We start from the raw sequence: 21,534 nt of genomic DNA, 5'->3' as shown, positions 1-21,534 counted from the left end.
GGCGAGCCGACCAGAAGACTGGCCTACAGGGCTACCGCTGCCAGTGCCTCACGCCCCTGGGCCATGACCTCGTCGTAAACCGCTTCCAGCGCCGGGTTGCAGCCCCGGCATCCGGCCACCACCCGGTCGGCCCAATCCAAATATTCGCGCTTGCGCTCTAGGGACCAGCCGTCGGGGGGCGAGGTGGTGATGTTTTGCACGTTGGCGGTTTTGTCAGCAATTTTGAGCTGCTTGGCCTGGGCCGACAGGTGGGGGGCGTGCTCTACCTGCCGCTGTTTGCGCTCCGCCTTGGGCAGGCTCTTGTCGTCGGTGACTTCGGCCACTATTCGCCGCACCTCAGGGCCAAAAAGCTGCTCCAGTTCCTCTGGAGTGGTCTCGGTGTCTTCGACCGTGTCGTGGAGAATGGCGGCCTGTAACGTCGCCAGGTCGGTGACGCCGCCCTCGGTGGCCAGCAGCTGTGCCACCCGGATGGGGTGGTTGATGTAGGGGGAGGCCTCTTTGTCCTTGCGGCGCTGGTCGCTGTGTTTGGTAGCCGCAAAGTGCAGGGCCTCGAGCAGGGCAGGAGCGGTGGTGGGAGTCAGCGCCGAAGAAGTCATGGGTGTGCTGGGAAGGAGAGATTTGATCAAACCGTATCTTCAGCATGCCCAGAGGAAGGTAACCCGACATCCCCTACTTAGGGGAATCTTTGATAGGTCAACCCCAGGCCGGTGGGCAGTGCCCACATTACAGAAAATCTCACTGATTTTTCTGAGACACATCCTTCGATGATCGCGCCCTGCCCTGGGAGCATGTCACCTTTGTAACCCAATGGCTCCATTGAGATAAGCACAACGATGGGCCAGCACCTGGGGAACATTGTCCTCATTCCACTGGGCCCCTGAGATTTTGACTCTGCGGCTGATTTGCTTGATAGCCGATTCAACCGCCCCTGAGCCAATCGAGCAGATTTGCTCGCGTTGATAATAGTCATAATTGACAATGCGGTGGCGATGCTTGCGGAGGTAATTACAAAAGGCCTGGGCCTGCTTTTTGCTCAAGGGTCCAAAGAGGGCTAGGGTTTCATCGACCTTGCCCTGCCATGGTCAGGATCGCTACTGCCTACGCGGCCACGGGGCAATACGGTCAGGCAGTGGCGTGGGCTCAGCAGCTGCCCCTCGACCATCGGCCTGTCTTGCGGGTTCGGCTCTTGACGGCGATCGCCCTGAGCGCCCATCAGGCCGGTCAAACCGCCTGGGCTAATAACCTGCTTCAGCAAACGCTGGAGAGCTTAGATAGTCTGGTCGCCACCTATCAGCGCCAGTTCCCCGAAGAGGTGCTCCAAAGCGGGGTGATCGAACCCAGTGCCCTCACCGCCATTGCCGTTGTCTATGCCCAAATGGGGCAAGCCGACCTCACCCGCGAACTGTTGCAGCGGGTCAGCATTTTGGATAGCTCGATCACCGATGCTTCGTTTGGGGGGCCAATCGACCAGCCCTTTGAGGTGTTTATGGCGGCGAACCAGTATATCGGGGCGTTGCAACTCGCCCAGGCTACCTCGCCCGCAGAGGTGCGCATTGGGCGCTTGCAAACCAGCGCCACGGCTCTGCTGCAACAAAATCGCTTTGACCTGGCCCTGCCCGTGGTCAACGAACTCCCTGAGCCCAGTCGCCAGGCGCAGCTCCTGCTGGCGATCGCCCAGCGCTATGGCGATCTAGGGCAGGCTGAGGCCGCACAGCCCATTCTGGCCCAGGCCTTCCAGGTGGCGCAGACCATTCCCGGCGAAGAATCGCCGTAGGCCGCGTAGGCGCGGCCGAAGTGGGTAGGTTGGAGGGTTGGCACCGCTCCGTAAATGCCCAAAATTGCCACGCCCAGTACCGCTAGCCAGGGGCTTTTGCCCTCCCGCAGGGCCAGCCAGACCAGGTAGCCGCCGCCAATTTCACATAGGCCAGCCAGCACAAAAAACAGCAGCGATCGCACCATAGTTCAGCCCTGGATTCTCAGTCAGCGGAGTTAAGGATTGCGGGTTTACGATTGGTTGGGCCTCAGCGTTTTCTAAAGACAACGCTGAGGCCCGACCTGGGCCGGAGGGTTGGAATGGGGGTCATTTTGAGTTGGGTGGCTTTCTCAGGGGTCATCAGTTAGGCCTTTAGGTCAACACTTGCATCCTCACCTGTTTCAGCCGACCTTGCAAACCTGACATGCTCCCCCCTGCCCTCCTGGCTGAGCGCCATCTTGGGGTTGCGGGTCATGGACTTAATGTACTCCACCCGGCGAAATCGCAGAGCCGACCAGTCAGCGTCTATCGCCACCTGGCGCACCGGCTCAAAGCCCAGATCCCCCAGCACGGCCCAGCCGGTATCGCGGTTAAATTCGCAGGTATAGGTCTTGGAACTTTTCTTGGGATAGGCAAACCAGAGAATACTGTCGCCCATGGCCCTGGGGGCGATCGCCTGGGCCAAATCATCCACCTCCGCCTGCTGGGTGACAAAGACCAGAGCAAAGGCAATCGCCGCGATCGCCTCTACCTGCCGGTGGGTCGTCACGCCTTCCAGACCCAACAGCTCCGGCTCAAAGCTGGTGGGAGCGTTAACCACCAAAATCTCACCCTGAGCCGTCAAATTCAGTTTTTTGAAAAGAGGCGTCATGTCACCAACCACTTCTCAGCTCAGGGGTTCGCCGTTCCTCTGGCCCCAAACTATTCCGTTTAGGTCTGAACCTATAGCCTAATCCCAAATTAAATTTAGTCAAATTGTCATTTTGCTTACTAAATTACCGCTAAGTTGAACACTAATCTCATGGCCCGTGGGTACCTGTTTTTTAGTCGCCATATTGCCTCTATGCCTCAACAACTGGATGTTCAACTGAACTTCACCATCAACGGAGAGCCAGTCTCCGTGGAAGATCTCTCCCCAGCCATGACCCTGCTGGAGTACCTGCGCCTGAGCGGGCGAGCAGGCACCAAGGAGGGCTGCGGCGACGGCGACTGCGGGGCCTGCACGGTGGCGATCGTCGGGGCCGGGGCCGACAGCCAGCCCCACTACCAGGCGGTGAACAGCTGCCTGATTCCCCTGGGGGCGGTGGCGGGGCGGCAGGTGTGGACGGCAGACGGCATCGCCCAGGGCCGCATTGCCAAAACCCCCCTGGTGAAAGAACCCGTCACCGCCGACCAGCTCCATCCAGTGCAGGCGGCGATGGTAGAAACGGGCGGCTCCCAGTGCGGCTACTGCACCCCCGGCTTCATCATGAGCCTGTTTGCCGCCTACTACGACGGCACCCCCGACGATCTCTCGGTGGAGGGCAACCTCTGCCGCTGTACCGGCTACCTGCCCATCCGCCGCGCCGCCCAAATGGTGGCCGAGGCCGCCCCCCAGGATAGGTTCGCTGAGCATCTGACCTCCGCCTCGCCGGAGCTGGCCCCCCTGGCCTACACCACCCAGAACAACGGCTCCAGCGAACGGTTCTATCGCCCGACTCAGCTTTCAGACGTCCTTGACCTGTTGCAGCAGCACCCCGACGCCACCCTGGTCGCCGGAGCCACCGACCTGGGCCTGGAGATGAGCTGGCACCGACAGCACTACCCAATTCTGATTTCTCTGGAGGCCGTTACCGAACTGAAGCAGATTCACCACACCGAGGAGGCGATCGAAATCGGCGCGGCGGTGCCCCTCAGCCACATTGAAGCCAATCTCCACGGCCTTTTCCCCAGTATGGATGAGATGATCCACTGGTTCGCCGCGCGGCAGGTACGCAATCGGGCGACCCTGGGCGGCAACATCGGCACCGCCTCCCCCATCGGCGACCTGCCCCCGGTGCTCCTATCGCTGGATGCGTCGCTGAAGCTGGCGGGTTCCGGTGGTACACGCACCCTTCCCCTGGCCGACTTCTTCCTGGGCTACCGCCAGACGGCCCTCCAGCCCAGTGAGGTGATTGTGTCGGTGACGATTTCCAAAGCGCCTGCACCGGGTACAGCCCGCCGCCTGGCCCAGTCCTACAAAATCGGCAAGCGCGGCACCGACGACATCAGCATTGTCGCAGCCGCCTTTGCGGTGGATGTGGATGGGGACAACCGGATTCTCAAGGCGCGGCTGGGCTATGGGGGGGTGGCGGCCACTCCGGCGCGGGCGATCGCCGTCGAAGACTTCCTGGTCGGCAAACCCTGGACCATGGCTACCGTACAGGCTGCAAAACCCCTGCTGCAAGAGGCATTTACCCCGCTAACCGACCTGCGCGGCAGCGCCGAGTACCGTAAGCGCCTGGTGGTGAATCTGTTCGAGAAATTCTTTGTGGAGTTCCCGTAGGGTGGGCACCGCCCACCGTTCCCTATACAGGCGACAGCCATCCTTGAATGCGCTTCATCAGCCTGGTTTATACCCAATGATGGTGGTGGGCAATGCCCACCATTGCAAACAAAGGCAAAGGTAGCAAAAGTTAAATGTTTTCGATGCGCTCAAACAGCCCTGCAATGCCACCCCATGACTTAAAGTCCTCAGGGAGGACATAATAAATTTGAGGAAAACTACTAGCAACGGTGAAGCGTGATGACTGCCCTGGCTCAAGAAATTCTTAACAGCTTTGATAGCTTACCTAGTGCGGAGCAGGTAGAGATTGCTCTAGAAATCCTGCGGCGACTTGTTAATCTTGATTTCCTACCACTGACCGATGATGACTTAGCTCTAAACGCAGAGGAGCTATTTTTAGCCCTCGATCAACAGGAAGCTGACCATGAGCAGTCCTGATCGAGGTGAGGTTTGGCTAGTCGATCTGGGCTATGTAGCCAAGGTTAGGCCTTGCCTTGTTATCAGTATCCCCCCACGCATGCAGGACAGAGACTTAGTAACATTAATCCCTCACACAACAGCTCTCAGAGGCTCCCGCTTTGAAGTAGATGTCCGCGTAAGATTCTTGAAACCCGGAGCCTTTGATGTTCAGAACCTCATCACTGTTCCCCACGCAAAATTGTTAAGAAAACTGGGTGAGCTAGATTCGGATCAGCTACTTTAAATTGAAGACGCCGTACTCTTTTGGCTAGGGTTTGAAGCTATGGATTCTGATGAATGAATAGGTTGGATGATACCAGAGATTATTAACACAAAATTCGCAGTCGGAATTGGCTGAACTGCTGCGATATAGCTGAACACAGGATCAGGAGTAAAACCCTCAATTCCAAATCCAAAATTCTCCCAGACCCACCCCTGCCCCTCCCAGGAGGGGATAAACCGTCCTAAATCCCTAGCGAGGTACCCCATGAGCCCAGTCGGTAAGCCCAACCACCACGAAAGCGCGATCGCCCACGTCAGCGGCACGGCGGTCTATACCGACGACCAGCGGGAACCCGCCGGGATGCTGTCGCTGTATCCAGTGCTGTCGCCCCACGCCCGCGCCCGGATCACCAAGCTGGACGTGGCCCCGGCCCTAGCGGTGGCGGGCTGCGTGACGGTGCTCACCGCCGAAGACGTGCCGGGGGAAAACAATACTGGGGTAATCGTCCACGACGAGGTGCTGCTGCCCACGGACGAGGTGGTGTACCACGGTCAGGTGGTGGTGTGGGCCGTGGGGGAAACCGAGGCGGCGGCGCGGGAGGCGGCAGCCAAGGTGGTGGTGGAGTACGAGCCGCTGCCGGCAATCAAGACGGTGCAGGAGGCGATCGCCGCCAATAGCTACCACAGCGACCCCCAATTCATCCGCCGGGGCGACCCCGACGCGGTTATTGCCCGGGCCGAGCACACCTTCTCGGGGGAAGTGGAAATTGGCGGGCAAGATCACTTTTACCTGGAAACCCAGACGAGCTGGGCCATCCCTGACGGAGAAGGTAATCTTCAGGTCTTTGCCTCCACCCAGCACCCTAGCGAAACCCAGGTGGTAGTGGCCCGCATTTTGGGAATATCCACCAACCGAGTTGTGTGTACCTGCCTGCGCATGGGCGGCGGCTTTGGCGGCAAAGAATCCCAGGCCAACCCCTTCGCCTCGGCGGCGGCCCTGGCCACCTACAAGACCGGACGCCCCGCCCGCTGCCGTCTGCGCCGCCATCAAGATATGCTAATCACCGGCAAGCGCCACGGCTTTTTGGGCCAGTACGAAGTGGGCTTCAACGGCGACGGCAGAATTACGGCGATGAAGGCGGTGCTGACCGCCGACGGCGGCTGGAGCCTGGATCTGTCGCCCCCGGTGCTGGGCCGGGCCATGCTGCACATCGACAACGCTTACTACATTCCCAACCTGGTGGTCGAAGGGCGGATCGCCAAAACCAACCGGGTGTCAAACACCGCCTACCGTGGCTTCGGCGGCCCCCAGGGGATGATCGTGATCGAGGAAGTGGTGGACCGCATTGCCCGCACCCTGAAGCTGCCCCCCGATCTCGTACGGGAGCGCAACTTCTACCACGGCGAGGGCGACACCAACCGCACCCACTACGACCAGGACATCGTCGATAACCGCATTGCCCGGGTGTGGCAGGAGGTGATGGCCAAGGCCAACTACGACGCCCGCCAGGCCGACATCGCCGCCTTCAACGCCGCCAACCCCTACCAAAAGCGCGGTCTGGCCATTACTCCAGTCAAGTTCGGCATCTCCTTCAATAAGGTGATGTACAACCAGGCCGGGGCGCTGGTGCTGATCTACAGCGATGGCGGTATTCAGCTCAACCACGGCGGTACCGAAATGGGCCAGGGGCTGCACACCAAAATGATTCAGGTGGCGGGCAAAGCCCTGGGCGTTAAGACCGATCGCATTCGCATGATGCACACCAGCACCGACAAGGTGCCCAACACTTCCGCCACCGCCGCCTCCAGCGGCTCCGACCTGAACGGCCAGGCGGTGAAAAATGCCTGCGAAATCCTGCGCGATCGCCTGGCCGCCGTCGCCGTCCGCATGCTAAACCTGGACGCTCCCGAAGACATGGTCTTTGAAGACGACTGGATCTACTGCCGCACCTATCCCAGCGCCCGCATTGCCTTCGAAGAAGTGGTTTGGCAGGCCTATGCTGAGCGTGTCAGCCTCTCGTCTACAGGCTTCTACCGCACCCCCAACATCTTTTGGGATCCCAAGCTGGGCAAGGGTCGCCCCTTCTACTACTTTGCCTACGGGGCCGCCGTGGCCGAGGTGGAGGTGGACGGCTTCACCGGCACCTTCAAACTGCGCCAGGTGGACATCGTCCACGACGTGGGCGAGTCGCTGAACCCATTGGTAGACAAGGGCCAGGTGGAGGGGGCCTTTGTGCAGGGCATGGGCTGGCTGACCATGGAAGAACTGGTGTGGGATGGCGAGGGCCGCCTGCGCACCTTTGCCCCCAGCACTTACAAAATCCCCACCATCAGCGAGATCCCGGAACAGTTCCACGTCCACCTGCTGGAGCGGGCCGCCCAGGACGGTGTGATCTACGGTAGCAAGGCCGTGGGCGAACCGCCCTTTATGCTGGCGATGTCGGTGCGGGAGGCGATCCGCGCCGCCGTTGCCGCCTTTGGCAACCCCGACTATGTGCCCCTGGCCCTGCCCGCAACCCCGGAGGCGACCCTGTGGGCGATCGAGGGAGTGCGGGAGGCAATGCCCCAGACACAGCCAGTGGCGGTGTCCTAGGTGCTGGGAATGTTAGCGTATAACCACACACCTAAAGCACGCTGATGGTCACCCTCGGTATCACGAAGGCGATTACCAATCTTGCCGAAGCCCAGGCCAGACTTGGCCTTGCACCCAGTTCGGATGCTGACTTTTTTACGGAATGGAAAGCGTCTTTGCCCCCCTTGAGCGAGGCCGAAAAAGCCCGCTTGAATCACCTCAAGCAGCGTTATCTCCACTACGCCGACAGCGGTGCCATTACCGAAGGCAACGTCAACTTGATTTTGCTGTCACCACTGTTAGAAACCCTGGACTTTATCGATCCGCCCGATGAGGTGCGGAGCGAAAAATACGTCCGGTTTGAAATTGAAGACGGTGACACTCAACTGGATGGACTGATCGATGCCCTGGTGATTCACGATCGCCTGCGGTTGATTTTGATTGAGAGCAAACGGTACGGTTTTAGTGTGCGGCAGGCGATCGCCCAAACCCTGGCCTACATGGCTGGAGTGCCGACATCCCCCGTGTTTGCCCTGATTACCACAGGAAAGGATCACCTGTTTGTGAAATGCGATCGCGCCACCGCTCACTATGCACTGTCAGACAAATTTACCCTCACCACTGCGAGGACAATGAGCTATATACTGTCGCACAAATCTTGAAGCGTTTGGGGATCAGATAATCTATTACCCCTAAATTCTCAGACCAAGACCATACTCAAAGACTATTCAGCCATGACAACACTTGCGGATATAGAAGTTGCCATTACTCAATTGCCTGAGCAAGAGGCTCGGCAGCTGGCAGATTGGTTGCAAGCTTATCTAGATACTCTGTGGGACAGGCAAATGGAGCAGGATTGTGCAGCAGGAAAACTCGATGCGCTGATTGCCAAAGCAGAAGCAGATATCGCCTCAGAGCAAGTGAAGGATCTCGATGAAATCCTTTACGACGCCTGATTTTTGGTAAGCTTTTGAGGAGCTATCCCCAGAGCTTCAGGCAAAAGCTAGGAAAACCTATCAACTCTGGCAGGACAATCCTCAGCATCCATCGCTTCATTTCAAAAAAGTGGGCAAGACGCTTTGGTCAGTGCGCATCAGCGGCGGTTATCGAGCGTTAGCCCTCAAAAAGGGAGACGATTACTACTGGATTTGGATAGGCCCCCACGATAAGTACGACGAACTTTTGAAATGAGATAACTGCTTTGTGGTGAACTGTTTTCAACAACTGGTTCAGGCGCTTGCGGTTGGCCCCGCTGTGCTGGCCACTGTGGTGAGTGTGCGGGGGTCAGTGCCGCGCGAAGTGGGAGCCAAGCTGGTGGTCGATGCCACGGGCCAAGCCTTTGGCACCATTGGCGGTGGGGCAGGGGAAGCTAAGGTGCTGCACCAGGCCGAGGAGGTACTGAAAACCGGGCAGAAGCAGAGGGTTGAAATCGACCTGTCGGGGGCACCCCAGCGGCAGATCGAGGGCATCTGCGGTGGCCACATGGGGGTGTGGTTGGAGCGGTGGCAGGGAGAGGCGGCCAGGGATCTGGCCAAGACGATTGTCCAGGGGTTGCAGGAGGGGCGATCGCTCACCCTGGTCACCCCTTTCACCACCGATCAAAGCCCCTACCTGGCCGAGACACCCATCGAACTCGCCCCAGAGATCGCCTTTGTGGAAACCCTGCAACCGCCGCCCACTCTGCTGATCGTCGGCGCGGGCCACGTGGGCATACAACTGGCCAAAGTTGCTCACCTGGCCGGGTTCCAGATCGCCGTGCAGGACGATCGCCCCGAGTGGGCCAATGGCGAACTGTACCCCCAGGCCAGCCACGTTTTGGCGGAGCCGATCGAGGGGGCGATCGCTTCTCTGTCCACCCACCAAACCCTCTACGCCGCCCTGGTCACTCGCGGCTATATCTACGACCTCGAAGCCCTCCAGCATTTGCTCCAGCGGCCCATCCCCTGCCGCTACATCGGCATGATCGGCAGCGAAAAGCGGGTGAAGCAGGTCTACGGGGCGATCGCCCAAACCGGCCTGCCGACATCAAAACTCGCTACGGTCTACGGCCCCATCGGGCTAGACATTGGGGCGCTGACTCCAGAGGAAATTGCTGTCAGTATTGTGGCAGAGCTAATTATGGTGCAGCGGGGTGGCACGGGGCGATCGCTCTCTGAAAAGCTGCGGCGGGGCATGGGGGGCGGTTGATACAGACCCCTCTAAGCGAGCCTTATCAAATCAAACAGTTTTTTCTTCAAGCGCATCAAAGATCTTCAAAACTCTATTAATTTAAGCTCTTTCAATATAGAAAAATCCCAGCCTGATTTTCTTGCTTCAACACAGTTTTTCTTTGAATAAATGATTTTACTTTATCCGCTAAAAAATTAGAACTCATCCCCTCCTTCTAAGGTTGTAGAAAATGGCTCATCCCCAGGGTAGATACAAATAGATATAGTGCGCTCTAAGGTTGCATTAGCGATGCCGGTGGACGTCTGAATCGAACCCGCCCCAATTGCTTAATTATCTCTCGATGGAGGCTTCAATGTCTAACCCCAGAGTCGAAAGCGACAATTACGATCCCCACATTATTCCAGCGGAAACGGCTGCTCGCAAAGAGCGCGAAGGGGCAGGTTTTAAGCAGGTGCGGGACGAGTCTGACAAGTCTATCGACACCAGCGCTGGACAAACCGTAGACAAAGAAGGCTTGGCCAACAACTACCCCATCGAGCCAGAAATGTACATCAACGAACCTGGCGACCTGCGCGAAGAAGAGGAAGCCAATCGGGCGCGGCGGGAAGCTGAACTCAGCGCCGCCAACCAAACCGATGAGTCCGGCAAAGTGACGACAAAGTCGGACGAGCGCAGCAAGGGCGTAGGTCAGGTCTAGCCTGGGCTAGAAATGTAGCATTCTTGTAATGCTTGAGGCACTAGCGCGATCGCAGCGCGACAATGGGGGTAGGCGTAATGGCCTCCCCCATTGATTTTTGGGGCCATCGCTAAATCGGGACCAATTGTTTTCGCTACCGTTATTTCAAGGGCATTACCGCAATGACCCCCGCCACCCTGATAGACCTCCTCAACCGCTACTACCAGACGGGTGCCCGCGACCTGCACGGGCTGGACTTGCAGGGGCTGAATCTGGCGGCTATCCACCTGGTCGATGCCGACCTGCGCCGCGCGAACCTCTGTCGGGCCAACCTCTACCAGGCCGACCTCACCCACATCGATGGCTACCAGATCACCCTGGCCCGTGCAGACCTGCGCAGCGCCTCCCTGGCCCATGCCGTGCTGCGCGAGGCCGACCTGCACAAAGCCAACTGCCACCGCGCCACCCTAGTTGAGGCCGATCTGCGCGAGAGTCGGCTCGATCGCGCCGACCTCAGCCACGCCAATTTAGAAGGCGCTAACCTGACCCAGGCTGACCTGTCCCACGCCAACCTCTACTGGGCCAATTTGCGCTATACCAACCTGACGGGGGCCAACCTGAGCCGGGCCAACCTCAGCGGCGCTAAATTCTGCCAGACCATCATGCCTGACGGCAGCCGGCGCGATTCGGAATGTCCCGTGGCCCAGCCCTCTCCTCTGGTTTAGCTTTTTTGAGGCATTGCCTGGCGTTACTTCCAGGCCCGATTTTCCAGGTCGCGGACCTGCCGCTCCAGGCGATCGAGGCGACCGCGCAGCTCATCCATTTCGGCCTGGCGGGGCACGCCCAGGTCTTGCAGAGTATTGCGAAACAGCCGCTGAAACTGGTCTTCGAGTGCGCCATTGCCCTCGTTGAGCTGGGCCATCACCTCATCCATCAGTGTCCGCGCCTGTTCGGGGTTGAACTTGCCCTCACGCACCCATTCTTCGCTCACCTGCTTGACCCGCTCGGCCACCAGGGACGTGGTACCCACGCCAATCATCAGTAGCTGGCGTAGAAGGTTGTTGGTATCCATTAAAGTCTCCTTGTTGTATCCCAGGTAACGTGAGCAGGTCGCTAGGCGATTGGGTTAATGTCATGGAGTCTAAAGTTTTGGGTTTAAGCTTTTGCCCTAGACCTGAAACCTGAGACCCTAAGCCCGTTCTACGGCGCTTAACTACTTATCTATTCTGTCAGAGATTTCCCTGGCCTCTGGTATTGAAAGCCGAACCCCAGCCGTCGGATGCCCTCAGCTACCCGCCAGCTCGTTTACCTTGGCCCGCACCGCCTGAATGTCCTGCCACATCAGCCACTTGGGGCTGCCCTTATCACGCGAGGGGTTGCGCAGCAGGTAGGCGGGGTGAAAGATGGGCATGCACAGGCGGCCCTCCCACTCCATCCATTCGCCACGAATTTTGCTGATGCCCGACTTGATGCCCAACAGCCCTTTGACCGCCGTTGCCCCGGTCAGCAGAATAATTTTGGGGTCAACCATGCGAATTTGCTCCAGCAGGTAGCCTTTGCAGGCCGCCACTTCGTCGGCGGTGGGCACGCGGTTCTCCGGTGGGCGGCATTTGACAATGTTGCAGATGTAGACGTCCTTCTCGGTATCGAAGCGCACTGAGGCCAAAATCTTCTCGAGCAGCTGGCCCGACTTGCCCACAAAAGGGAGTCCCTGCTCGTCCTCCTGCTGCCCTGGGCCTTCTCCGATAATCAAAACCGGAGCGGTTGGGCTGCCCCGGCTGACTACCACATGGGTGCGGGTCTCGGCCAGATCGCAGCGCAGACAGCCCCGACAGTGGGTGCCTAGGGTCTCCAGGTCGGGGTAAATACCGGTGGGAATGGGCACCTTGGCGCTGGTGGGGATGGCATCGAAGTCGATCCCGCTGGGTTCTGCGCCTGCTTCAAACAAACTAAACTGCTCGTCGGCCATTGCTGTCGGGGGCTCACATCCTTTCGGAGTCATTGTAAAGGGTCTGGCCCCTCGATGCCGTAACGCTGCAGCCGTGGCATGACAATTCTGCCCCACGGGGACGATCGCCCTGAAGCTACACCCCTGAGGCTAGACCAGGATGACCAGCGGAGAGGCGGCCTGAGTGGGTCTGGCCACCCTGCCCCACAGCTAGCCCAGGGATGGCATTGTATAGTAGACAATTAGCCTAACTGTGTTTTTGTCCAGGAGCCTCAGCCTTGACTTTTTCCGCCGAAGATTTTGCCAAAGCCCTCGAAGCCCACGATTACGATTTTCAGGTGGGCAGCACCGTGCGGGGTACCGTGATCTCCTTCGCCTCCGACGGGGCAACTGTCGATATTGGCGGTAAGTCGGCGGCCTTCTTGCCCATTCGCGAGGCAGCGGTGCGAGCCGTTACCTCCCTGGAGGGGGTGCTCGAACCCGGCGCTGAGTATTCTTTCCAGGTGATCCGCGACCAGGATGCCGATGGTCAGGTGCTGCTGTCGATTCGCAAGCTCCAGCTCAAGCAGCTGTGGGATAAGCTGGCCCAGCAGGCCGAAGCCAGCGAGGTGCTGGAGGTAAAGGTGACGGGCTACAACAAGGGCGGCGTAACGGTTGACGTGGAGGGGCTGCGCGGGTTTGTGCCGCGATCGCACCTGGGCCGCTCCTACGAAAACTTGGCCGATGCCGTGGGCCAGCGGCTCACCGTGGGCTTCTTGGAGGTCAACCCCGGTGCCAACAAGCTGGTGATGTCGGCCAGGCTGGCCGCCCGCAGCCAGGTAATGAGCACCCTGGAGCTGGGCCAGCTGATCGAGGGCACCGTGGCCAGCCTCAAACCCTTTGGTGCCTTTGTGGAGTTTGACGGCATTAGCGGCTTGCTGCACATCAAGCAAATCAGCAAAAACTACGTCGAGTCGCTGCCCACGGTGCTGAAGGTGGGCCAGTCGGTCAAGGCGGTGGTTGTGGGGCTAGACCCCGATCGCAACCGCATTTCCCTGTCCACCAAAGTGTTGGAAAAGTACCCCGGAGAACTGCTCAAAGAGCCTGAGGCGGTGTTTGCCGACGCCGAAAACCGCCTGGGCGATGTCAGCAAAGTGCTGGCCGAGAGCGAGGCCTAACCACCATGGGCACCGTTTGGGAACTCGACTTTTACTCCCGGCCCGTGCTGGATGACAACCAAAAGAAGCTCTGGGAAGTGCTGCTGTGCGAAGGGCTGGTGGGTACGGGCGCAGATGCCGAGCGGCTGTTCCGCTACAGCAAGTTTCTGCCCAGCAGCGAGGTCAACTCGATTTCGTTGAAGGGGGCGATCGAAGAGGCGATCGCCGAGGCGACCAGCCAGGGCATTGCTCCCCCCAGCCGGATTCGCTACTTTCGCTACCAGATGCAAAATATGATTTTGCGGGCCTGCGAAGAGGCGGGTATTCCAGCCCGGCCCAGTCGGCGTACGGTGGCCCTGCAGCGGTGGCTGCGCGATCGCAACCAGACCGTCTACCCCCAGATGGAGGGCTATAACAGCGCCCCCTCCCCTTCGGTGGCGGCCCCGCCCCCGAATCCCCAGCCGCTGCCCGACGCCCTGTTGGGCCAAAAGTGGGCCTTTGTCACCCTGGAAGCCGCCGCCTTTGCCGATCTGCCCGAGTGGGAGATCGACTTTGGTGAGTCGTTCCCGCTGGATATGGCGAACCTGAACCCCGACACCCCAATTCCGGGACTGCTGATTTTTTCCCCGCGCGCCTCGGCCCTGTCCGCCTGGATGTCGGGTCTGGAGCTGGCCTACTGGCGGATTGAGGCCAGCAAAAACCCCGCGATCGTGCTGGAAACCGGGGCCGCTGACAGCTGGATTTTGGCGGGTTTACCTAACGCTGGCCTGCTGGCCGAAGCCCAGGCCTTCGAGTCCGCTAAAGCCAAGGCCAACCAGGTGCACTTCATCGGTATCCAGGCCAGCCCCGAGAGCGACTCCTTCGCCGGGTTTTGGCTGCTGCAAGAGCTGCCACTGGGGTAAGACAATGGCATCAAGGATGATTACTTGCCTATCAGCTCCCAGGGTTCTTCAAGTACCCCGGGAGCTAGTTCTGCCTGATTGGAGATACTCGTGATGCAAGGCGCTAAGTATCCTCCACTCCTGCAAAGAATCATCCAGTGGCCCCACTGGCGCAATGTGGGTATCTATGCGCTGCTGCTGGCGATCGCCCTGGTGATGGTATTCCCCCTGCTGTGGCTGCTCAGCACCTCCTTCAAAGGGCCAACCGAAAACCTGCTGGCCACTCCGCCCCAGCTACTGCCCCAGCAGCCGACGTTGGCCAACTACCGCCAGGTGTGGCAGACCAACCCCTTTGGCCAGTACTTTCTCAACAGCACCATCGTGGCGGTGCTGACGGTGGCGGCCAACCTGCTGCTGTGCTCGCTGGCGGCCTACCCCCTGGCCCGACTGGTGTTTTGGGGCCGCGATACCCTGCTGGCGCTGATCGTGGCCACGATCATGATTCCGTTTCAGGTGGTGATGATTCCGCTGTACATTCTGGCGGTCAACCTGGGCCTGCGAAACACCTACCTGGGGCTGGTGCTGCCCTACCTGGCCTCGGCCTTCGGCATTTTTCTCATGCGCCAGGCGTTTCAGGGGGTGCCCAAGGAACTGGAGGAGGCCGCCCGCATGGATGGCTGCTCTGACCTGGGCATCTGGTGGAACGTGATGCTGCCCGCCACTCGCCCGGCCCTGGTGACGCTGGGCATCTTCGTGTTTATCGGCACCTGGGGCGAATTTCTCTGGCCGCTGATTTTGCTCGATCGCCCCGAGCGCTATACCCTGCCTCTGGGGGTGGCCCGGCTGGCGGGCAGCTTTTCGCTCGACTGGCGGCTGATTGCAGCGGGGTCAATTTTGTCGGTGCTACCTGCGATCGCGGTCTTCATTCTGCTACAGCGATACATCGTTCCTACCGAGACGGGCAGCGGCGTGAAGGGGTAAGGCGTAAGCAGTGATTGGTGGGGAAACCCGTCACTATTTGCCCTGGTCCCTGACCAATAACGCCGACCAATGTTGGTATACTACTGATCAGTAATAGATACTGCCTTCCTCTCTGACCCAGTTCCCTGGTTTGTTCGCCTATGGCCCCTCCTTCCTCAGTTTTGCCAGCCTCTAGCCTCGATGATGACTGTCGGCTGGTGAGGCTGTCGCCGGAAACGCTACAGTTGGTGGCCGACTTTTTTAAGGTGTTGTCGGAGTCGAGTAGACTGCAAATTGTCTGCGCCCTCAAAACCGGGCAAAAAAACGTCACCGAAATCATTGAGTTCACTGGGCTGGGGCAGGCTAACGTATCCAAGCACCTGAAGATACTGGCTCAGGCGGGCATTGTAAAGCGCCAGCAGCAGGGCGTGTGCGTGTATTACCAGATTGCCAGCGGCTTTGTGTTCGAGCTGTGTGAGTTGGTGTGTGACTCGCTGTCGGTGCAAATTCAGCAGCAGTCTGAACAGATTGCCCACCTGGAGGCGTTTCGTCAGGGTTAGGTGGGTAGGCGATTGGGCACTGGTCTGCTAGGCGTTGATAAGTAAAATGGCTGTAGTGCAACTACTTCAGACTGATGGATTGTCCTCACTGCCAGAGCCAACAAGTTGTCAAAAACGGGCGAGAGTCGCTTTCGGACGGCCCGGTGCTTCAGCGCTATCGCTGTAAGGGGTGCAGCAAGTGCTTTAATCACCGAACCGGCACCCCGATGGCTCGCCTGCGCACCCCAAGTTCAGTGGTTGCGACCGCCCTCAATGGTCGCGAAGGCCTGGGGATACGAGCGACTGGCCGCCTGTTTGGGGCGTCGCACTCTACCATTCTGCGGTGGGAAGAGCGCTTAGCCCGTCAGGCGGATGCCTGGTCGCCGCCAGCCCCAAGCGGTCGAGAGGTGACGCTGGAAGGCGATGAAGTCTACACTCGCGTGGGCGAGAACCTTCCCCCCCGCTAGTTCTGAGGGCTGGACCATTCACTTTATTGACCGCCAGAGCCGCTACTGGGTGTCCACGATGGCCGGGCACAAAGACGAACTGCTGTTTCAACGGGGAACCCAACAGGCCTGGCAGTGGGCCAAAGGCTGCCCGTTCATTCGCTGGTTTACCGACGGAGAACCCCGCTATGCCAAAGCGTTGTGGGACTTGGCCAGCGTGTATCTGGCCCTACGGGAGTGTCCCAGTCGGTACCGTACCCGCAAAGTCTGGCGGCATGGCCTGGAAGTGGCGATGAAAATCAAAGGGGGTCTCAAGGTCTCAGGCGGGTCGTCTGGGTGAGGCCAGAGCATCCCTACACCGCTATTAGCCTACTGGCTGAGGTGCATGCGAATCATAATGAGGCTCACAATGCTGCTCTGAGACGGCGATGCAGCGCTTATCGTCGGCGTCAAAATCTCTCCGCCAAGACTCGGGATGGATTGCAGCGGGCCTTAGAGGGTCAGAGGATTCTCCATAATTAATTGGGTCAGGCCCCATTGGGAACTTGGCAAACGGACAACTCCGGCAATGGCGATCGACCTGTGTACTCGCCCGCTATCCACCCAGGAACTCCTCTGCATGAGAGGGGTTCAATGTATCTCCTCTTAACAGACCAGCGCCGGGAATCCAGAGGCGCTGATCGGCCACGAAAATCTCCAAATCCTGGACTTGCAAACCGATGGTTAGCGCCGTGCAGAGATTGCGGATGATGCGATTGTGATTGGGCGTACCGCCAGTCATGGGCACGATCTCTCCATCAATGTATTCATGGCGAAACTCAGAAGCGACCTCTAAGCCGAGGTATTCCTCTGGTGAGTAGGTGCGGGAGACCTGGGGCTGGGCAATCATAGGACTTCTATCTATGGCTCCATCAAACTGGCTACAGCTACCCTTCTGATGGTAAGCCATGACCTATGGATGCTACTAAGCTTTACAGTTTGCCCTGGCTCTTGATGCGCAGGTAGCTCTCCACCAGCGGGTCTGAGATCTGGTGGGCCGGGGCATCGAGCACCAGCACGCCGCGCCGCTTCAGGCGGGCAAAGGCGGCTTCTCGCTGGCTGAGCAAGTCTAGGGCAACGGCCCTTTGGTAGGCGGCATCGACCTCGGCGGTGGGCTGATGGGCCTGGCGATCGATCGCCGGATCGCGCAGGGTAATGCAAAAAGGCAGGTGGCGGGGGCGCAGCCGGGCCAGGGCCGAGAGCAGTTCGGCGCTGGCGGTCTCATCCACAATGTCGGTAATGATTACCACCAGGGAGCGGCGGTGCTGCTGCTGGGCGGCGTGGGTGGCGGCGGCCAGATAGTCGGATTCTTCGAGCACCGGCTCGATGGGGGTGAGGCGTTCGATCATCTGCTGAAAGTCGGTGCGACCGCCCCGGGGGGGAATCCAGGTGTGGAGGGTGCGATCGAATACACCCAGGCCGACGCGATCGCCCCGGCTCACCCCTGCCAGCGCCAGCGCCAGCGCCGCATTCAGGCCCCAGTCGAAGCGGGTCAGCCCCTGCACCTGAGCCGTCATCAGTCGACCGCGATCCAAAAGAATCAATAGGGTCTGCTCGCGCTCGGGCTCCAGCACCCGCACCAGGGGCTGGCTGAGGCGGGCGGTGGCCTTCCAGTCTACAAACCGCAGGTCGTCGCCGGTACCATACTCGCGCAGCTCGGCAAACTCGGTGCCCACCCCCATGCGCCGCTTTTGCTTCAGGGTGCCGGTGGCTTGCAGCGCCAGTTTTACAGAGAGTTGATTCAGTCCGATCAGGTCGGGGTAAATGGCGACGGTTTCGGCGGCGGGCACCGTCCAGTCGGCCCAGGCCAGGCCCAGGGGGCTGCGCTGCTGAATTTGCAGATCGCCCCAGAGGTACTCTCCCCGCTGCTGAGGATGAACGGTGTAGGCAATGGTTTCGGGCTCCTGAGCGCTGAGGGAAAGCTCTAGGGGCATGGGGGTACCGCCGAACTCGGTGGGGTAATTGTCGAACAGGCGCAGGCGCACCGGGCTGGAGGATTCACCGTGCAGCGAGATTGGGTTGTCGCGTCCAATCGAGAGTCGGTGCAAGGGATCGCGCCTGATGCTGGCGCGGCGGGATTTGACGCGGAATCCGTCCCACCACATCACCGCCAGAACGGCCCCGTCGAACAGAAGCAGGGCCAGCAGGGCAACGGCGAGGCGATTGGGCGCGCCGACGAAGTTGGTCAGCAGGGTGGCGACAACGCCTCCTGCCAGCAGCAGTCCGTAGGTGCGCCCGGTGGGAACGATCGCCATCAGCGAGGCACCGCCACGCTGTCAAGCACGGACTGAATGACGCGATCGCAGTTCAACCCATCCAGCTGAGCCTCAGCCCCCAGCATCAGCCGATGGCGCAGCAGGGGCAGGGCTACGGCCTTCACATTGTCGGGGGTGACAAACTCCTGGCCGTGGAGCCAGGCGTGGGCTTTGCAGGCGGCCAGCCACTGCACGGTGGAACGGGGCGAGGTGCCCAGTTCCAGATCCGGGTGCTGGCGGGTCTTGTGAGCCAGGGCCAGCAGATAGTCGAGAATCGATTCCTGCACGGGCACAGCCTTGACCGCCTGACGGGCGGCGAGGATGTGGCTGGCGGCGGCGATCGGCTTGAGCTGGCCAATGTCGAGGCGTTTGGCCTCAAACCCAGCCTGGGCGTTGAGCAGCATCTGCTTCTCCGCCGCCGGGGCCGGGTAGCCCACCACCAGTTTGAACAAAAAGCGATCGAGCTGGGCCTCGGGCAGGGGGTAGGTGCCCTCAAACTCCAGCGGGTTCTGGGTAGCGACGACCCAAAACAGGTCGGGCAGGGCGTGGCTGGTGCCGTCCAGCGTCACCTGCTGTTCCTCCATCGCCTCCAGCAGAGCCGACTGGGTTTTGGGCGGAGTGCGGTTGATCTCGTCGGCCAGCAGCACCTGGGTAAAGACAGGCCCCTTCTTGAGGGTGAAGGTGCGGCTGGTGAGGTCAAACACATTGGTACCCGAAATATCCGACGGCAGAATGTCAGGGGTGAGCTGAATACGGCCAAAGTCGGCCTGAATTAGCCGGGCCAGGGCGCGTACCAGCAGGGTTTTGCCGGTGCCGGGCACCCCCTCGAGAATGACGTGCCCCCCCGCCAGCAGGGCCACCAGTAGCTCCTGTACCAGGGGTTCTTGCCCCACCACTACGCCGCTGAGGGTGGTGCCAATGCGGGCGATCGCCCCCTGTAGTTCCCTCTGGCGATCGCTCTGGCGGTCACGCTGTTGATCACTCTGGCGCTCAGTCATGCCCGCTGGTGTCTCCTGTGGTGTCTCTGGTGGTATCGTCGGGGTAATGAAGGGATTGTACCCGCTTCAGCCAATCGCGTAGCTGGCTTTCGGTTCTGGGCAGAGGCGGGCGGAGGAGGGCGGCCAGATCGATCGCAGGACAGTCAGGCCGCTCATCCCAGGCCCTTTGCACCTGCTCGATGGGCAGCGGCATGGAGCCCAGGCCTAGAGCTTTTTGCAGCTGAAGACGCTCGGCCTGGCTGACGGTCTGCACCACGAAGTCGTGGCTGTTCGCCTTGTGCAGCACCCCGGCTAGGGCCTGAATGTAGGCGCGGCTGTTGTCCAGGGAAGGCGTCGCCAGCGATCGCCGCCGCCCCAGTCGATGGTTGTAGGCCAGTAGGGCAATTAGGGTGAGGGCCAGGGCCTGGGCAAACAGAATCACCAGGGGAGTACGGGCCAGGTAGTTGATCCAGCTGTCGCCACCGAGGTCTGCTGCGATCGCCCCCTGGTCTCGATAGCCGTGCAGGTATTCATCTATCCACACGCGCCCCCCGGCCACCAGCTCCGTCAGCAGCGCAAAGTTGCCGGGCTGGTTGAGGTAGGCGTTGGCCCCCAGGTGGGGCGTGGCCACCAGCGTCACCGGCCCCGCACCAAAGGACTGTTGCCAGACAACGGCCCCGTAGGCATCTTCCAGATCGATTCCCAGGGTGGCCCCCTGGCTGTAGCGGCGGCGGGTGTCGATCTGCACCGCCCCGGCCTCGCTGGTTAGCGTTTGAGAAAAAGGAGCCGCCGTGACCGGGGTTTTGACCCCCAGGATCACCAGCCGGTGGCCGGCCTCTACCCAGGCGGGCATCCAGGGCAGCAGATCGGGCAATCTCCCCCTGTCCACAAAGTCGGGCAGCACCGCCACCAGGGTTTCTGCACCAGCGGGAGAACTCTGCACCAGGGTAATGGTGGCATCCTCTACCCCCTCCAGCTGTTCGATCAGAGCCTCGATGGGGCGCTGCCACCGCTGCACCGCAATGCCCTGCTGCTCCAGGGACTCGTACCAGGCGCTGTAGCCCGCCGGGCCGCGGTGCCAGGTCGACCCGCTTTCGAGTTGGCTGGCGGTGGGACCTCCCAGCACCAGCAACCCCAGCAGCAGCGCTAGGGCCAGCAGTCCCCCCAGCAGGGGGCGGCGGGTCAAGGGCAGCGATCGCGTCACGACTGGGCGATCTCCTGGTAGGCGCGGCGGCAGCGCTGGTAGGTTTCCTCGGTGGCCTGGGCGGCTCCGTAGGTCAGCCGCTCGTGGGTGCGAATCAGCAGTTCGTAGGGACGGCTGGGGTGGGTTGCGATACAGGTGAGATATTCGCCATCGGTGCGGCTGGGGCGGTAGGGCACCGTCTCGGTGTCGTTGAGCCGGGCTAGCCCCGCCATATAGAGCGCCTGGCAGGCGGCGGCGTAGTCCCCCTGCTGGGCCAGCCGCTGCGCCTCGTGCCACCAGTGGGCCGCCTGTTTAAGCGCCGCGGCCGAGGGAACGGTTCTCCGCGTTGCCCCCAGTCCGCCGGGCTGGCGCTGGCTCAGGTAGGCCGATATACCCTGGTAAACCAGCCAGCCAATCCATAGGGCCAGGACTGCCACCAGCAGCCAGAACAATCCCCGAGCCAGCGGCTCCAGCCACGGCCACTGGGGCAATCCAGGGGGGTCGACATCGACCCGCGCAAACTGGTACTCAAACCACTCCCCCAGGTTTTGCCACCCCTGGCGAATCTGCCAGAGCGGCGAATTGGTGCGGTGGGCTAGGGCGGACATGGCCAGAATGCGTCAAGACTGGCCCCATTATGGCTCACAGATTGCCCGGTCTAACCCCGGGACTGCGAGAGAATACAGCTGGGATGTGAGCACGGATGAAACACCTGAGGACGGGTTATCAATTGTGGGCAAAAGCCCGCTACATCAAGCCTTGTCACACCCGACCTAAAAGACAGACTAGGGGCTG

At 60.3% G+C, this 21,534-nt stretch carries 24 protein-coding genes and 2 pseudogenes; 15 read left to right on the top strand and 11 right to left on the bottom strand.

Annotated elements, in window-relative coordinates:
• Positions 1–23 precede the first annotated feature (23 nt).
• Positions 24–596, bottom strand: a complete 573-nt coding sequence (locus NF78_RS12895) for an HD domain-containing protein (protein WP_052050312.1) — start codon at positions 594–596, stop codon at positions 24–26.
• Between the two features lie 195 nt (positions 597–791).
• Positions 792–1,079 (bottom strand): annotated as a pseudogene (locus NF78_RS12890) (ISKra4 family transposase); the annotation flags it as partial.
• Here NF78_RS12890 and NF78_RS12885 point away from each other — a divergent pair.
• Positions 1,079–1,774 (top strand): hypothetical protein, encoded by a 696-nt coding sequence (locus NF78_RS12885; RefSeq protein WP_035986919.1) that lies wholly within the window; start codon positions 1,079–1,081, stop codon positions 1,772–1,774. The pseudogene NF78_RS12890 and the gene NF78_RS12885 sit on opposite strands and share 1 nt — an antisense overlap.
• Here the strand turns inward: NF78_RS12885 and NF78_RS29400 are convergent.
• Both NF78_RS29400 and NF78_RS12880 read right to left on the bottom strand, forming a co-directional pair.
• A complete protein-coding gene (locus NF78_RS29400) occupies positions 1,681–1,959 on the bottom strand; it encodes a YnfA family protein (protein ID WP_263970589.1) in 279 nt (92 codons plus the stop codon). The two genes, NF78_RS12885 and NF78_RS29400, sit on opposite strands and share 94 nt — an antisense overlap.
• Before the next feature lie 158 nt (positions 1,960–2,117).
• Entirely contained in the window at positions 2,118–2,624 is a 507-nt protein-coding gene (locus NF78_RS12880) for a hypothetical protein (protein WP_072016065.1), read from the bottom strand.
• A 192-nt stretch (positions 2,625–2,816) separates the two neighbouring features.
• Between NF78_RS12880 and xdhA the strand changes: the two genes are divergently transcribed.
• The 9 genes from xdhA (at position 2,817) to NF78_RS12840 (ending at position 11,100) form a co-directional block, all read left to right on the top strand.
• Positions 2,817–4,277 carry a xanthine dehydrogenase small subunit gene (xdhA, locus tag NF78_RS12875; RefSeq protein WP_035989601.1) on the top strand — a complete coding sequence of 487 codons (1,461 nt, stop codon included), beginning with the start codon at positions 2,817–2,819 and terminating at the stop codon, positions 4,275–4,277.
• A gap of 240 nt (positions 4,278–4,517) precedes the next feature.
• Entirely contained in the window at positions 4,518–4,715 is a 198-nt protein-coding gene (locus NF78_RS12870; RefSeq protein ID WP_035986916.1) for a hypothetical protein, read from the top strand.
• The gene (locus tag NF78_RS33465; protein ID WP_072016064.1) at positions 4,702–4,980 is read left to right on the top strand and encodes a type II toxin-antitoxin system PemK/MazF family toxin; all 279 of its coding nucleotides are present in this window, start codon (positions 4,702–4,704) and stop codon (positions 4,978–4,980) included. The genes NF78_RS12870 and NF78_RS33465 overlap by 14 nt, the downstream gene beginning before the upstream one ends.
• A gap of 243 nt (positions 4,981–5,223) precedes the next feature.
• On the top strand, positions 5,224–7,551 hold the full coding sequence (xdhB, locus tag NF78_RS12865) for a xanthine dehydrogenase molybdopterin binding subunit (protein WP_035986912.1): 2,328 nt from the start codon (positions 5,224–5,226) through the stop codon (positions 7,549–7,551).
• A gap of 44 nt (positions 7,552–7,595) precedes the next feature.
• Positions 7,596–8,192 (top strand): type I restriction endonuclease subunit R, encoded by a 597-nt coding sequence (locus NF78_RS12860; RefSeq protein ID WP_225885289.1) that lies wholly within the window; start codon positions 7,596–7,598, stop codon positions 8,190–8,192.
• A gap of 72 nt (positions 8,193–8,264) precedes the next feature.
• Positions 8,265–8,486, top strand: coding sequence for a hypothetical protein (locus tag NF78_RS12855; protein ID WP_035986909.1), 222 nt, complete (start codon positions 8,265–8,267; stop codon positions 8,484–8,486).
• Between the two features lie 247 nt (positions 8,487–8,733).
• Positions 8,734–9,717 carry an XdhC family protein gene (locus NF78_RS12850; RefSeq protein WP_035986906.1) on the top strand — a complete coding sequence of 328 codons (984 nt, stop codon included), beginning with the start codon at positions 8,734–8,736 and terminating at the stop codon, positions 9,715–9,717.
• A 334-nt stretch (positions 9,718–10,051) separates the two neighbouring features.
• Positions 10,052–10,396 carry a hypothetical protein gene (locus NF78_RS12845; protein ID WP_035989599.1) on the top strand — a complete coding sequence of 115 codons (345 nt, stop codon included), beginning with the start codon at positions 10,052–10,054 and terminating at the stop codon, positions 10,394–10,396.
• Between the two features lie 161 nt (positions 10,397–10,557).
• Complete coding sequence (locus tag NF78_RS12840) at positions 10,558–11,100, top strand: pentapeptide repeat-containing protein (RefSeq protein WP_052050306.1); 543 nt, start codon at positions 10,558–10,560, stop codon at positions 11,098–11,100.
• A gap of 23 nt (positions 11,101–11,123) precedes the next feature.
• On the opposite strand, the gene NF78_RS12835 is transcribed toward NF78_RS12840, so the two are convergent.
• Positions 11,124–11,447 (bottom strand): phasin family protein, encoded by a 324-nt coding sequence (locus NF78_RS12835; protein ID WP_035986905.1) that lies wholly within the window; start codon positions 11,445–11,447, stop codon positions 11,124–11,126.
• Between the two features lie 213 nt (positions 11,448–11,660).
• Positions 11,661–12,344 (bottom strand): uracil-DNA glycosylase, encoded by a 684-nt coding sequence (locus NF78_RS12830; RefSeq protein WP_035986904.1) that lies wholly within the window; start codon positions 12,342–12,344, stop codon positions 11,661–11,663.
• Positions 12,345–12,601: 257 nt separating this feature from the next.
• Here NF78_RS12830 and NF78_RS12825 point away from each other — a divergent pair, with 257 nt between their 5' ends.
• From NF78_RS12825 to NF78_RS30365, 5 genes and pseudogenes are all read left to right on the top strand, one after another.
• Complete coding sequence (locus NF78_RS12825; RefSeq protein ID WP_035986902.1) at positions 12,602–13,480, top strand: S1 RNA-binding domain-containing protein; 879 nt, start codon at positions 12,602–12,604, stop codon at positions 13,478–13,480.
• Between the two features lie 5 nt (positions 13,481–13,485).
• Positions 13,486–14,361: a Tab2/Atab2 family RNA-binding protein gene (locus NF78_RS12820; RefSeq protein WP_035986900.1), complete on the top strand. Its 876-nt coding sequence runs from the start codon at positions 13,486–13,488 to the stop codon at positions 14,359–14,361.
• Between the two features lie 93 nt (positions 14,362–14,454).
• Positions 14,455–15,321 carry a carbohydrate ABC transporter permease gene (locus tag NF78_RS12815; protein WP_035986897.1) on the top strand — a complete coding sequence of 289 codons (867 nt, stop codon included), beginning with the start codon at positions 14,455–14,457 and terminating at the stop codon, positions 15,319–15,321.
• A gap of 140 nt (positions 15,322–15,461) precedes the next feature.
• Positions 15,462–15,860, top strand: a complete 399-nt coding sequence (locus NF78_RS12810) for an ArsR/SmtB family transcription factor (RefSeq protein WP_035986895.1) — start codon at positions 15,462–15,464, stop codon at positions 15,858–15,860.
• 74 nt (positions 15,861–15,934) lie between these two features.
• Positions 15,935–16,934, top strand: a pseudogene (locus NF78_RS30365) (transposase).
• On the opposite strand, the gene NF78_RS29385 reads toward NF78_RS30365, so the two are convergent.
• The 5 genes from NF78_RS29385 to NF78_RS28235 all read right to left on the bottom strand — a co-directional run bounded on the left by NF78_RS29385 (position 16,881) and on the right by NF78_RS28235 (position 21,347).
• Positions 16,881–17,174: a Uma2 family endonuclease gene (locus NF78_RS29385; protein ID WP_081972720.1), complete on the bottom strand. Its 294-nt coding sequence runs from the start codon at positions 17,172–17,174 to the stop codon at positions 16,881–16,883. The pseudogene NF78_RS30365 and the gene NF78_RS29385 sit on opposite strands and share 54 nt — an antisense overlap.
• An 82-nt stretch (positions 17,175–17,256) precedes the next feature.
• Positions 17,257–18,579 carry a DUF58 domain-containing protein gene (locus NF78_RS12790; RefSeq protein ID WP_197064823.1) on the bottom strand — a complete coding sequence of 441 codons (1,323 nt, stop codon included), beginning with the start codon at positions 18,577–18,579 and terminating at the stop codon, positions 17,257–17,259.
• Complete coding sequence (locus NF78_RS12785; protein WP_225885288.1) at positions 18,579–19,577, bottom strand: AAA family ATPase; 999 nt, start codon at positions 19,575–19,577, stop codon at positions 18,579–18,581. Before NF78_RS12785 ends, NF78_RS12790 begins: the two co-directional genes overlap by 1 nt.
• Complete coding sequence (locus tag NF78_RS12780) at positions 19,570–20,760, bottom strand: DUF4350 domain-containing protein (protein ID WP_052050300.1); 1,191 nt, start codon at positions 20,758–20,760, stop codon at positions 19,570–19,572. Before NF78_RS12780 ends, NF78_RS12785 begins: the two co-directional genes overlap by 8 nt.
• Complete coding sequence (locus NF78_RS28235; RefSeq protein ID WP_052050296.1) at positions 20,757–21,347, bottom strand: DUF4129 domain-containing protein; 591 nt, start codon at positions 21,345–21,347, stop codon at positions 20,757–20,759. Before NF78_RS28235 ends, NF78_RS12780 begins: the two co-directional genes overlap by 4 nt.
• Positions 21,348–21,534 lie beyond the last annotated feature (187 nt).

Source organism: Leptolyngbya sp. KIOST-1, assembly GCF_000763385.1.
In the GTDB taxonomy this organism is placed as follows: domain Bacteria; phylum Cyanobacteriota; class Cyanobacteriia; order Phormidesmidales; family Phormidesmidaceae; genus Nodosilinea.
This window is presented reverse-complemented; position numbering and strand designations above follow the sequence as displayed.